Source organism: Leifsonia aquatica, from assembly GCF_014190775.1.
GTDB lineage: Bacteria > Actinomycetota > Actinomycetes > Actinomycetales > Microbacteriaceae > Leifsonia > Leifsonia aquatica.
This window is the reverse complement of the sequence record NZ_JACHVP010000002.1, coordinates 456,517-469,640: the sequence shown is the minus strand read 5'-3', so window position 1 is coordinate 469,640 and position 13,124 is coordinate 456,517. Positions and strand designations below refer to the sequence as shown.

The window sequence follows — 13,124 nt, the reverse complement described above, 5'->3', positions numbered from 1 at the left end:
TGTGCCCTACCGGGACCACAGTCGTCCGTCGTTGTCAGGGGGATTGACAGGATGCGGAAAGCGTGGTCGCTCGCCGGTCGTCGTCGGTCGCATGCGAATACCGGCATACAAAGTCGAGCATGTCTTGACTAATGCGCTTTAGTCTCGCAGCCTGGGGCCGCGGTCGCCGATCGGGGCCGCCGACGACGACTCGACGAGGAGCGCCTGACATGACCGACCATCCACGGACGAACCGATCCCCGCACCGCCGCCGATCGCGACGCACCTTCCTGGCCATCGCGGCAGCAGGCCTCGCCGCTGCGGTGGCGTGGCCCGCGAGCGCGGCCACGGCATCCACCCCCTCCGCGCACGCCGCGAGCGGGGGCGGACCCACCAGCATCGCCTACGTCGAGGTGAACGATGCGGACCTCGCGAACGTCGGCTCATACCGCCTCGCCGACGGCGGAAACGCCTTCGACGTCGCGATCATCTTCGCCGCGAACATCAACCACGACGGCGTCCAGGCGCAACTCCATCTGAACGAACGCGTGCAGTGGACGCTCAACAACGCCGCCACGCAGATCCGGCCCCTGCAGGCGAGAGGCATCAAGGTCCTCCTCTCGGTGCTCGGCAACCACCAGGGCGCCGGGATCAGCAACTTCACCACTCCGACCCAGGCGGACGCCTTCGCCGCACAGGTCGCCGACACAGTGACCCGGTACGGGCTCGACGGCGTCGACCTCGACGACGAGTACTCCGACTACGGGGTCAACGGGACGGCCCGGCCGAACCAGCAGTCGGTCGGGTGGCTGCTCACCTCGCTCCGCACCCGCTTGCCGGACGCCGTCCTCTCCTTCTACGACATCGGCCCGGCGTCGACAGCGCTCCGGTCGGCGACGCCCGCCGTGGCGGCCACGCTGACGTACGCGTGGAACGCCTACTACGGCAGCTACAGCGCCCCGGCCATCCCGGGCCTGTCGAAGTCGCAGCTGTCGGCCGCGGCCGTCGACATCCAGTCGACACCGGTGAGTACTGCGACCGGCCTCGCGAAGCGCACGCTCGCCGACGGATACGGCGTGTTCATGACCTACAACCTGCCGAACGGCGACCGCAGCTCCTACGTGAGCGCGCTCACCACCGCGCTGTACGGGCAGCCGGCGTTCTACCGGCCCTGAAGCGGGCTGCCGCGGCCCCGCCGCGCCGTCACGCCGGCGGCGCGGTGGAGTCCCGCACCTCGAGCGTCAGGGACGGCCCGGGTCGCGACTCCAGCGTGCGCCCGCTCTCGATCTGGTCGAGGAGCAGCCGGGAGGCGCGCTCGCCCAGCTCCACCGTGTCCCGCCGGAGCGCGGTGAGGGACGGCCGCACGAGGCGCGCCATGACGGAGTCGTCGAACGAGACGATCGAGAGCCGGTCCGGCACTCCGACGCCCATCTCGGCGGCGACGCCGAGCCCGGCGACGGCGAGCACGTCGTTGTCGTAGACGATGGCCGTCGGCGGCTCGGAGCGAGATAGGAGCGTCCGCGTCACGGACGCTCCTTGCTCGGCCGAATAGTCGGTCGCGGAGGACTGCGCGAACGCCAGACCCGCCGACTCCGCGAAGGTCTGCAGCGCCGCCGTGCGCATCCGGGTGTGCTCGAACGCCTCCACGCCGGCGACGTGGGCGATGCGGGTGTGACCGAGCGCGTGCAGATATCCGAACACCGTCATCGCGGCCTCGGAATCGTCGATCCAGACCGTGGGAGGCGCGCCTTCGGCCGACGGTCGCGACCCGACCACGACCGCGGGCATCCCGAGCTCGGCGAGCAGATCGACACGGGCGTCCTGCTCGCGCGGATCGACGACGATCACGCCGTCCACCTGGTGCCCGTTCCACCATTCCTGGTAGGTGTCCAGCTCCTCGGCGAGGTCCCGGGCGACGAGGAGGTTGACGCCGGTGTGCGAACCGCTCAGGCCGAGCTGGATGCCCGAGATCAGGTCGCCGAAGAACGTTTCCGTCCCCAGCGTGCGGGCGGGCCGGTTCAGGACGAAGCCGATCGTGCCCGCGCGAGCCCCGCCCAGCGCGCGGGCCGCCGAATGGGGGCGCCAGTGCAGCTCTTGCGCGATCTGGACGATGCGGGCGCGCGTCTCCTCGGAGACGCCCGGCCGGTTGTTGAGCGCGAACGAGACCGCGCCCGGCGAGACGCCGGCTCGCGCCGCGATGTCCGCGATCGTCGCGCGTTTGGGCGGAGTCAGGTCGTTCTCCTCTGTGTCGGGTGCCACGCACCCATCATGCCGGGCGAGGCTTGACTATACCGCTTTAGTGCGTCATAAATGTTAGACGAGAGTGCGGCGGAACCATCGATGATTCCGCCACTAAAGCGTTCTAGTCATCCGCGAACGAAGGAGTCCGAAACGATGAGCAACCGCACCCACTCCCCCTTCCGCCGCTCGGCGCTGGTCCGCGCAGTAGGCCTGCTCGGCGCGGCGGCCGCGACCGCCGCCCTCCTCACCTCCTGCTCGGCCGGAGACGGCGACGCAGCCTCCGACGGATCGGTCACCGGCACCATCACACTCCAGACCTGGGCGCTCACACCCAAGTTCACCGACTACCTCAAGGGCGTCACGAGCGACTTCGAGAAGGCGCACCCCGGCGCCACGGTCACGCTCGTCGACCAGCCGGGAGACGGCTATGCGGAGAAGGTCCTCAGCCAGGCGGCCGCGGGCTCGCTGCCCGACGTGGTCAACCTCCCGCCGGACATCGCCCTCCCGCTCGCCAAGCGCGGCTTCCTCGCCGATGTCGCCTCGGGATCCGGCGACCTCGCGAAGACGTATGTCGCCGGCGCCCTCGACGCCTACGAGTACAAGGGGCTCGACGGGGTGTACGGCTACCCCTGGTACCTCAACACCGACGTCAACTACTGGAACACGACCATGTTCACGGCGTGCGGACTCGACCCGGCCGCACCGCCGGCCACCACCGACGAGCTGTTCGAGCAGGCGGCGACGACGCACGCGGCGTGCCCCGACGACTACCTCATGAGCCGCAAGCCGGGCCTCGGCGACTTCACCCTCGCCGGTGTCGACGTGCTCAACGGCGACGGCACGAAGTTCGTCTTCGCCGACTCCCAGAAGGCGGTCGACCTGCTCGATCGCTACGCCGCCGCCTACCGGGACGGCTTCCTGCCGCCGTCGGTGCTGAACAGCGACTACCTCGGCAACTCCACGCTCTTCACCCAGGGCAAGGTCGCCTGGACGACGGGCGGCGCGACCAGCCTGGCCGACTTCGAGAAGAACAACCCGTCCCTGAAGGGCAACGTCGCCGTCTCCGCGGCGCTCGACACCCCGCCGCTCTACGTGCAGGGCGTCAGCGTCTCGGCGAAGTCGAAGCACCCCGCCACGGCGAAGGCATTCGCCGAGTTCCTGACGAACGCGAAGAACCAGGAGGCGTTCGCCCGCCTGGTGAACATCTTCCCGTCGACCGTGTCGTCGCAGTCCGACCCGTTCTTCTCGAAGGACGACGGGACCACGAACGGTCAGGCTCGCGTACTCGCCAACGAGGCGCTGAAGACCGCCGAGAACCTCACCCCCGTGCAGGCCAACTCGGCCATGACCACGGTCCTCGACCAGCAGATCGCCCTCGCGATGAAGGGCGACGTGAGTGCGAAGGAAGCGCTGCAGACCGCTCAGGCCAAGATGAACAGCCTGCTGGCGAACGGCTGACCGCCGATGCGCGCGAACCGCTGGTTCACCCCGTGGATCCTGGTCGCCCCGGCGCTCCTGTGGCTGCTGGTCTTCAGCGTCTGGCCGTCGATCAACACCGTGCGGCTCTCGTTCACCAACGCGAGCCCGCTCGGCGGGGCGACCGACTTCGTCGGGCTGAAGAACTTCGAGCAGCTGCTGGCCGACCCGCAGGTGTGGGAGGCGCTGCTCAACAGCGTCATCTACATGGCGGTCTGCCTGCCGCTGCTGACGCTCCTCCCGTTGCTGATGGCGATGCTGGTGGAGAAGCGGATGGCGGGCATCGCGTTCTTCCGCACGGCGTACTACACGCCCGTGATCGCGTCCGCGGTCGTCGTCGGGCTCATCTGGACGTGGATCCTCGACGACCGCGGCGTGATCAACGAGATGGCGAAGGCCCTCGGCGTCGTCCAGGGACCGATCCCGTTCCTCACCGACCGCTGGCTCCTGCTGTTCAGCGCGATCAGCCTGACCGTCTGGAAAGGCCTCGGCTACTACATGATCATCTTCCTGGCCGCGCTCGCGAACGTCGGCAAAGACCTCCACGAGGCCGCCGCGATCGACGGCGCGGGCGCCATGCGGCGGTTCTGGTCGGTGACCGTTCCCGGCGTGCGCGGAACGATGACGCTCATCGGCATCCTGGTCTGCGTCTCGGCACTGCGCGTGTTCAGCGAGCTCTACATCCTGACCAACGGGACGGGCGGCCCGGGAGGTCAGGACCAGTCGCTCGTGATGCTCATCCAGCAGTACGCCCGCGGCTTCACCGGCAACCTCGGCTACGCCTCGGCGCTCAGCCTGCTGCTGTTCGCCGTGACGCTCGTGCCGATGCTCGTCCTCGCCCGGATCAACAACAAGGCGGACCGATGACCCAGACCATCGCAGACACTCCGGCGCCGTCCGTGCCCGAGCCGGACGGCAGGGAGCCGCGCACCGCCCCTGTTCGCCGCCGTCGACGCCGGGCGTGGGGCGTCATGTCCCGCGGCGAGCGCATCTTCCGCTACGTGCTCCTCGTCGTGGTGCTGTTCATCACGGTCGGGCCGTTCCTGTGGCAACTCTCGACATCGCTCAAGGGCAGCGGCGAGGACATCTACACGGCGTCTCCGTCGTTCATCCCGGCGCAGCCGACCCTCGAGAACTACGCCAAGGTCGCCGACGCGATCCCGGTGTGGCTGTACATCGGCAACTCGCTGGTGGTCGCGGCGATCGACGTGATCGGCAACATCGTGTTCGCCACCCTCGCGGGCTTCGCCATCGCCCGATTGCGGTGGCGCGGGCGCAAGGTCGTCCTCGGGCTCTTCCTGGCGACGCTCGTGCTGCCCGGCGAGGCGACGATCATCTCGCAGTTCGTGACGATCAAGGATCTCGGGCTCGCCGACTCCCTCGCCGGCGTCGCGCTGCCCGGGATGATCGCGGCGCTCAACGTGCTGCTGATGTACAACGCGTTCCGGCAGCTCCCGGAGGAGATCGACCAGGCGGCGGTGATGGATGGTGCGAACGCCTGGCAACGGCTGCGGCACATCGCGCTGCCGGTCGTGCAGGGCACCATCGCGGTCGTCGCGATCTTCGCATTCATCGGCGCGTGGGACGACTTCCTCTGGCCCTTGATCGTGCTCCAGTCGCCGGATAACCTCACCCTGACGGTCGGCCTGCAATACCTGCAGGGCACCTTCTCCAACGATCAGCGGCTGATCGCCGCCGGCACCATGATCGCGTTCATCCCGATCGCGATCGTCTTCGCCGTGCTGCAGCGGTTCTTCTTCAAGGGCGTCGAAGAGGGAGGTGTGAAGGGCTGATGCGGTTCGGCGTCAACTACACCCCCTCCGTGGATTGGTTCCACTCCTGGCTCGACTTCTCGCCGACGGCGGTGGCGCGCGACTTCGAGGCCGTCGCCTCCCTCGGCGCCGACCACGTGCGGATCTTCCCGCTCTGGCCGATCGTGCAGCCCAACCGCTCCCTCGTGCGCACATCGGCGCTCGACGACGTCGTGCAGGTGGTCGACATCGCCGCCTCGTTCGGCCTGGACGTCAACGTGGACGCGCTGCAGGGGCACCTGTCGAGCTTCGACTTCCTGCCGTCATGGCTCGAGAGCTGGCACCGCCGCAACCTGTTCACCGACCCGGACGTGGTCGGCTCGACGGCCGCGTACGTGCGGCAGCTGGCGTCGGCCGTCGCCGGTCGGCCGAATCTCCTGGGCGTGACCATCGGCAACGAGCTGAATCAGTTCGCGCACGCGCCGCATCCCGCACCGCACGCGGTCGCTCCCGGCCAGGCGGAGAGCTGGCTCGGGACGATGGTCGCCGCGGCACGCGACGGCCTCGGCGGCAGCCACCGGGGAGCGCCCGCGGTCACGGTCGCCCAGTACGACGCCGCCTGGTACGACGACCACCAGCCGTTCGGGCCCGCCCACGCCGCCGAGCACGGCGACATGACCGTGACGCACTCCTGGGTGTTCAACGGCGCCGGGCGCGTGCACGGCCCGCTGGGTGCCGGATCGGTTCGGCACGGTGAGTACCTGATGCAGCTGGCGGCCGCCTGGAACCGCGACCCGCTCCGGCCCAACTGGCTGCAGGAGGTCGGCGCGCCCACCAACGTGATCCCCCCGGTCGACGCTCCGGAGTTCGTCGAGCGCACCATCCGGAACGCCGCCGGTGTGCAGGAGGCGTTCGGCGTCACCTGGTGGTGCTCGCACGACGTCTCACGCGCGCTCGTCGACTTCCCCGACCTCGAGTACGACCTCGGGCTGTTCACGTCGGACGGCGTCCTGAAACCGGTCGGCGCCCGCTTCGCCGAGCTGGCCGGAGAGCTGCGCGGTTCGCCGGCCGCGCCCGCGCCGGAGACGGCGATCGTGCTCGACGACGTCGATGAGCGCGGGCTCCCCGTTCCGGACGCCCGGCGCTCCTGCGCACCCGGGGGACGGTTCTCGCTCGCCTGGCTCGACGCGGCCGAGCAGCTCGGCTACGGACCGCAGGTCGTCCTCCGCTCCCGATCCGCCGACGAGGCCGCCCTGCGCACCCGCGGCATCCACCGACTCATCGACGGCCCGTTCGCCGTCGCGACCGCCCTGACCCACCCAGAAAGTTGAAGGCCAGCATGCACGACGACATCACCCTCACCACCGGCCGCGCCCGACGCGTGCTCGACGAGCGCATCCTGCCGGCGACGCACGGCGTCTCTGTCCCGCTGGAGGTGGCCTGGAACGAGCTGCCGGGGGAGCCCATCCCGCCGGCGGAGGGTCTCGCGTTGGAGTACACGCCCACGGTCGTCGGCATGCCGTGGGGACCGGCCTGGGGCACGACCTGGTTCCGGCTGACCGGCAAGGTTCCGACCGAATGGGCCGGGCGACGCATCGAGATCGTCGCCGACCTCGGGTTCGACACGAACATGCCCGGCTTCCAGTGCGAGGGCCTCGTCTACCGGCCGGACGGGACGCCGGTGAAGTCGATCAATCCGCGCAACCAGTGGGTGCTGGTCGCCGAGAGCGCTGCGGGCGGGGAGCCGGTCGAGCTGTACGTGGAGGCCGCGGCCAACCCCGTCCTGCTCGACTACCACCCCTTCCTCCCCACGCAGGAGGGCGACATCCTGACCTCGTCGCCGAAGCCGCTCTACACGACCCGCCGATTCGACCTCACCGTGTTCGAGCCCCAGGTGCACGAGCTGGGTCTCGACATCGCGGTGCTGCTGGAGCTGCAGGCCGAGTTGCCCGAGGGGCCACGGCGCATGCGCATCCTGCAGGCCCTGGACGACGCGCTCGACGCGCTCGACCTGCAGCGCATCCCGGAGACGGCGGCCTCGGCCCGTGCGGCGCTCGCCCCCGCCCTCGCCGCACCCGCCGACGCGTCGGCCCACCGGATCTCCGCCGTCGGGCACGCACACATCGACTCCGCCTGGCTCTGGCCGGTGCGCGAGACGGTGCGCAAGGTGGCGCGCACGACCTCCTCGATGGCCGACCTCATCGACCAGACCGACGACTTCGTCTACGGGATGTCGAGCGCCCAGCAGTACGCGTGGGTCAAGGAGCACCGGCCCGAGGTGTGGAAGCGGATCGTCGCGGCCGTCGCCGCCGGGCGCTTCCTGCCCCTCGGCGGCATGTGGGTCGAGTCGGACACGGTGATGCCGACGGGCGAGGCGCTCGTGCGGCAGTTCAGCCAGGGGCAGCGGTTCTTCCGCGAGGAGTTCGGCATCGCGCCGAGGGGCGTCTGGCTGCCCGACAGCTTCGGCTACTCCCCCGCGTTGCCGCAGCTGATGCGTCGCGCGGGATTCGAGTGGTTCTTCACGCAGAAGATCTCCTGGAACCAGGTCAACACGTTCCCGCACCACACCTTCCTCTGGGAGGGCATCGACGGCTCGCAGGTGTTCACGCACTTCCCGCCGATGGACACGTACAACTCGCGCCTCTCGGGCGAGGAGGTGGCCAAGGCCTCCCGCCAGTTCCGCGAGAACCGCCGCGCCACCGGATCGATCGCACCGGTCGGCTGGGGCGACGGAGGCGGCGGAACGACCCGGGAGATGGTGGGGACGGCCGCTCGCCTCGCCGATCTGGAGGGCAGCGCCCGCGTCGCGTGGGAGCATCCCGACGCCTTCTTCGAGCGGGCACGCGCCGAACTCCCGAACGCGCCTGTCTGGGTGGGCGAGCTCTACCTCGAACTGCACCGGGCGACGCTCACCTCGCAGCACCGCACCAAGCAGGGCAACCGGAGGGCAGAGCACCTGCTGATCGAGGCCGAGCTGTGGTGCTCCGCCGCCGCGGTGCGGGCCGGCGTCGACTACCCGTACGAACGCCTCGACGCCCTGTGGCAGCAGGTGCTGCTGCTGCAGTTCCACGACATCCTGCCCGGCACGTCGATCGCCTGGGTGCACCGGGAGGCCGTGGAGACGTACGCACGCGTCGCGGCGGAGCTCGAGGGCCTCATTGAGACCGCTCTTCAGGCGCTCGCAGGGGAGGGCGACCGCGTGCTGGTGGCCAACCCCGCGGCGGCCACGCTCGGCGCGACGGCCGCGCACGCGATCGGAGCGGCGACCGCGCACGAGACGGCCGCGACCCTGACCGAGACGGCCGACGGGTTCGTGCTTGCGAACGGGCTGGTGTCGGTCACCGTCTCGCGCGACGGACTCGTCACGTCGGCGATCGACCTCTCGACCGGCCGCGACGCGATCGCACCCGGTCGCGAGGCGAACCTCCTGCAGCTGCACCAGGACTTCCCGAACATGTGGGACGCGTGGGATGTCGACCGGTTCTACCGCAATCGCGTCGAGGACCTCCGCGGTGTCGACGCCCTCGACGCGCGCATCGACGCGGACGGAGTGGCCCGCGTCACGGTGCGGCGCTCCTTCTCGCAGTCGACGGTGGAGCAGACGCTGGAGCTCGCTCCCGGATCCCGGACGCTCGCCATCGCCCAGTCGACCGACTGGCACGAGACGGAGAAGTTCCTCAAGGTCGCGTTCCCGCTCGACGTGCGCGCCGAGCACACCGTCGCGGAGACGCAGTTCGGCGCGCAGAAGCGGGTGACGCACACGAACACCTCGTGGGAGGCCGCGAAGTTCGAGACCTCGATGCACCGTTTCGTGCTGGTCGAGGAGCCGGGATTCGGCGTCGCGCTCGTCAACGACTCCGTGTACGGCTACGACACCGAGCGCTCGGTGGCGGATGGCGAGGTCACCACCACGCTGCGCCTGTCGCTGCTGCGGGCCCCGCGGTTCCCCGACCCGGAGACCGACCAGGGCGTCCAGACCCACCGCTACGGCCTCGTGATCGGGACGACGCTCACCGAGGCGACGCAGGCCGGCATCCTCCTGAACCAGGATGCCCGGACGCTGCACGGCGCACAGGAGGTCGCCCCGCTCGTGGCGGTGGAGGGAGGCGCGCTGCTCTCCAGCGTCAAGCTGGCCGACGACCGCAGCGGCGACCTCGTCGTGCGGCTGTACGAGCCGGCCGGCCGCCGCGCGACGGCGCGGGTGCGAGTGGATGCGGCCGTCGGCGAGGCGCGCACCACGACGCTGCTCGAGGAGCCCCTCGACGCGCTCGCGGCTGCGGAGGACGGCGCGTTCGACCTCGCCCTCGCACCGTTCGAGGTCCGCACCCTGCGCTTCACGGTGGGCCGGGTCTAGCCGCCCGAGGGACCGCCCGATCGGACCGTGCCGTACGCTGACACCGACGCGAGAGCGGAGGGGCGCATGACCGATCGGGCGGTCGCGGAGGCCGAGGGGCTGACTCAGGCCCAGGTGAGCGAGCGCGTCGCGCGCGGGCAGACGAACGCATACGACGCGGCATCGAGCCGGAGCGCCTGGAGCATTGTCCGCGCCAACGTCTTCACCCTGTTCAACGCCATCATCGCGGCGTGCTTCCTCGTGCTGCTCGTGCTCGGGCACTGGAAGGACGCCCTCTTCGGCATCAGCGCCCTGGCCAACACGATCATCGGGTCGGTGCAGGAGTTCCGGGCGAAGGCGGCCCTCGACAAGCTCGCGCTCATGCACGCCCCGGCGGCACGGGTGCGGCGCGACGGGGAGGTGCACGAGATCCCCGTGGCGGAGGTCGTGCTCGACGACCTCCTGCTGCTCCGCGCCGGCGACCAGGTGCCGGCCGACGGCACCGTGACGGCGTCGTCCCGGCTGCAGCTGGACGAGTCCATGCTCACCGGCGAATCGGACGCCGTCGACAAGGCGCCCGGCGACCGGGTGCTCTCCGGATCGATCGTCGTGGGCGGCGAGGGCAGCGCCCAGGTCTCCGCCGTCGGCGCGGACTCGTTCGCGAACCGGCTCGCCAGCGAGGCCAAGAAGTTCTCGCTCGTCGCCAGCGAGCTGCGCTCCTCCATCGACCGCGTGCTGCGCTGGATCGCCTGGATCGTCGGACCGATCGCGCTGCTGGTGCTCAACGCCCAGATGATCGCCCTCGGCGGCTGGGGGCAGGCCATCGCCGACGGCAAGTGGCAGCAGGCGGCGGTCAACACCATCGCCGCCGTCGTCGCGATGATCCCGCTCGGGCTCGTGCTGATGACCAGCATCGCGTTCGCAGTCGGCGCGGTGAAGCTCGCCCGCCAGCAGGTCCTCGTGCAGGAGCTCCCGGCGGTCGAAGGGCTCGCGCGCGTCGACACGATCTGCCTCGACAAGACCGGCACCCTCACCGAGGGCGAGATCGTCTTCGACGGCGAGCATCCCGCCGGAGCCGAGCCCCCCGCGGGCTGGCAGGAGGTGCTCGCCTGGTACGGCGCCGATCCCGACGCGAACGCCACGGCGCGCTGCCTGGCCGCGCCCTTCTCGACGCCGCCGCCTGCTGAGCCGGTCGCGCGCATCCCGTTCTCCTCCGCCCGCAAGTGGAGCGCGGTCGCCTTCGCGTCCGACACCGACGCGGGCGGGACCTGGGTGCTCGGCGGCCCCGAGATGGTGTTCCCGGCGACGGGAACCGGCGGCGAGCACCTGCGCGCGCAGGCCGTCGAGCTCGCCGCGACCGGGCGACGGACCCTCGTCCTCGCCTTCTCACCCGAAGTCCTGACCCCCGCTCTGGTCGCCGCCGAGCAGCTGCCGGCCGCCCTCGAGCCGGTCACCCTGCTCACCTTCCGCGAGAAGATCCGGGAGGACGCGGCGCAGACGCTCCGCTACTTCGCCGAGCAGGAGGTCGCCGTGCGCGTGATCTCCGGCGACAACCCGCAGACGGTCGCCGCCATCGCCCGCGAGGTCGGGCTCGACGCGCCCACCGGCTTCGACGCGCGCGAGCTGCCGGAGGACGACGCCGGCCTCGCCGCCGTGCTCGAAGAGCACAACGTCTTCGGCCGCGTCACCCCGACGCAGAAGAAGCGGATCGTCATCGCGCTCAAAGCCGCGGGACACACGGTCGCCATGACGGGCGACGGGGTGAACGACGCCCTCGCGATCAAGGAGGCCGACATCGGCATCGCGATGGAGACCGGCTCCCCTGCGACGAAGGCCGTGGCGCGCCTCGTGCTGCTCGACGGCCGCTTCTCGCACCTGCCCTCGGTCGTCGCGGAAGGGCGGCAGGTCATCGCGAACATCGAGCGCGTCTCCATGCTGTTCCTGACCAAGACCGCCTACGCGACCGCCCTGGCCGTGATCTTCGGGGCGACGCTGATGCAGTTCCCGTTCCTGCCGCGGCAGCTCTCGGTGATCGACGGGCTCACCATCGGCCTGCCCGCGTTCTTCCTGGCACTCATGCCGAACGCGCAGCGCTACCGGCCGGGCTTCCTGCGCCGGTCGCTGAGCTTCGCGCTGCCGGCCGGCCTGGTGATCGCCGCCGCCCTCTGGCTGTACGCCTGGGCGGCCACCTCCGCCGGCATCCACGAGCCCGAGCTGCGGACCGGGTCGACGCTCATCCTCACCATCGTCGGACTGTGGGTGCTGACCGTGCTCTCGCGGCCGATCGACGGCTGGAAGATCCTCATCATCGGCGCGATGATGATCGGCCTGGTGCTGGTCTACTCGGTGCCGATCGTCTACGACTTCCTGCAGTTCAGCGACCCGTCGCTGGTGACGGCTCTGCTCGTGCTGGTCACCTCGCTGGCGACGATCGGGGCGATCGAGATCATCCGGTTCGCGCACCGTCGCTTCGTGCGAAGAAGCGCGCCACCCGCCCCGTCCACAGCACCGCGATCACCGCGGCCGTGACGACGACGTCGATGAGGCGGAACCACAGGTCGCCGGGGGACGTGATCAGCACGTAGACGCCGAGCGCGGCCGACACCGACATCAGCGCGGTGAGCAGCACGCGCGCGTCCCGCCGGGCCCGGCCGAGACCGGACGCCAGCGAGACGACCAGCAGCCCGAGCAGCATCGTCAGCGCGCCGACCAGCGTCACGATGAACCGTTCGGTGCCGTCGAGACCGTCGGCGTAGCGCACGAACACCAGCACGATTCCGGCCGCGATCTGCCCGATCCCGACCACGTACGACAGCACGATGGCGACGATCAGCTCCGCCGGGGGCCGCTCCACTCGCACGCGCGTCATGCTCGGATCATATGACGCGACACGGTCACCGCCGCGTACGAAAAAGGCCCGCGGTCGGCGGGCCCGGACTGCTGCGCTCGTGCGCTGCGTATCAGCGCTTGGCGATCGCCGCCGTCCAGACCGCCTGCAGGGCCTCGACCTCTTCCGGTTCCAGCTGCTCCCGGTAGGCCTCGCCGAGGCCGGCCCACCGGACCGCCGACTGGGCCGCCTGACGTGCACCCACGTAGCCGACCGCGCGGGCCGACTCGAGGAACGCGCCGTCGATCTCGGCGACCAGGTCGTGCTCCGCGTCGAGGCGCGAGACTTTGACGCGCGCGGTCTTCTCGAGTGCCGCCCGGCCATTGCGCTGGGCAGCGAGCTGCAGTTCGACGAGACGCGCGATCTCGTCCGCGCTCAGCTTGCCGACACGACGAACGAACGTCTTCATGGCCACCTCCGGTGATTCAGTAACGAGAATCTGACATCTTACCGAGTC

General features: G+C 70.4%; 10 protein-coding genes. 7 read left to right on the top strand and 3 right to left on the bottom strand.

What is annotated here, in order from left to right; genetic code table 11:
* The first annotated feature begins 209 nt into the window (after positions 1-209).
* A complete protein-coding gene (locus tag FHX33_RS12195; protein WP_039921493.1) occupies positions 210-1,154 on the top strand; it encodes an endo-beta-N-acetylglucosaminidase H in 945 nt (314 codons plus the stop codon).
* 28 nt (positions 1,155-1,182) lie between these two features.
* Here the strand turns inward: FHX33_RS12195 and FHX33_RS12190 are convergent, their stop codons facing one another.
* Positions 1,183-2,238, bottom strand: a complete 1,056-nt coding sequence (locus FHX33_RS12190) for a LacI family DNA-binding transcriptional regulator (protein ID WP_021760405.1) — start codon at positions 2,236-2,238, stop codon at positions 1,183-1,185.
* A gap of 135 nt (positions 2,239-2,373) precedes the next feature.
* Here FHX33_RS12190 and FHX33_RS12185 point away from each other — a divergent pair, with 135 nt between their 5' ends.
* The 6 genes from FHX33_RS12185 (at position 2,374) to FHX33_RS12160 (ending at position 12,309) form a co-directional block, all read left to right on the top strand.
* Positions 2,374-3,678: an ABC transporter substrate-binding protein gene (locus FHX33_RS12185; protein WP_021760403.1), complete on the top strand. Its 1,305-nt coding sequence runs from the start codon at positions 2,374-2,376 to the stop codon at positions 3,676-3,678.
* Positions 3,679-3,684: 6 nt separating this feature from the next.
* The gene (locus FHX33_RS12180; protein WP_021760401.1) at positions 3,685-4,563 is read left to right on the top strand and encodes a carbohydrate ABC transporter permease; all 879 of its coding nucleotides are present in this window, start codon (positions 3,685-3,687) and stop codon (positions 4,561-4,563) included.
* Positions 4,560-5,489 carry a carbohydrate ABC transporter permease gene (locus FHX33_RS12175; RefSeq protein ID WP_039921491.1) on the top strand — a complete coding sequence of 310 codons (930 nt, stop codon included), beginning with the start codon at positions 4,560-4,562 and terminating at the stop codon, positions 5,487-5,489. The genes FHX33_RS12180 and FHX33_RS12175 overlap by 4 nt, the downstream gene beginning before the upstream one ends.
* Positions 5,489-6,778 carry a glycoside hydrolase 5 family protein gene (locus tag FHX33_RS12170; RefSeq protein ID WP_021760397.1) on the top strand — a complete coding sequence of 430 codons (1,290 nt, stop codon included), beginning with the start codon at positions 5,489-5,491 and terminating at the stop codon, positions 6,776-6,778. Before FHX33_RS12175 ends, FHX33_RS12170 begins: the two co-directional genes overlap by 1 nt.
* Before the next feature lie 8 nt (positions 6,779-6,786).
* Entirely contained in the window at positions 6,787-9,801 is a 3,015-nt protein-coding gene (locus FHX33_RS12165) for an alpha-mannosidase (RefSeq protein ID WP_183428560.1), read from the top strand.
* 66 nt (positions 9,802-9,867) lie between these two features.
* Positions 9,868-12,309, top strand: coding sequence for an HAD-IC family P-type ATPase (locus FHX33_RS12160; protein WP_021762934.1), 2,442 nt, complete (start codon positions 9,868-9,870; stop codon positions 12,307-12,309).
* Here the strand turns inward: FHX33_RS12160 and FHX33_RS12155 are convergent.
* A complete protein-coding gene (locus tag FHX33_RS12155; RefSeq protein WP_051336964.1) occupies positions 12,227-12,649 on the bottom strand; it encodes a hypothetical protein in 423 nt (140 codons plus the stop codon). The genes FHX33_RS12160 and FHX33_RS12155 overlap by 83 nt on opposite strands.
* A 91-nt stretch (positions 12,650-12,740) precedes the next feature.
* Positions 12,741-13,076 (bottom strand): hypothetical protein, encoded by a 336-nt coding sequence (locus tag FHX33_RS12150; RefSeq protein ID WP_021762933.1) that lies wholly within the window; start codon positions 13,074-13,076, stop codon positions 12,741-12,743.
* Between the last annotated feature and the right edge of the window lie 48 nt (positions 13,077-13,124).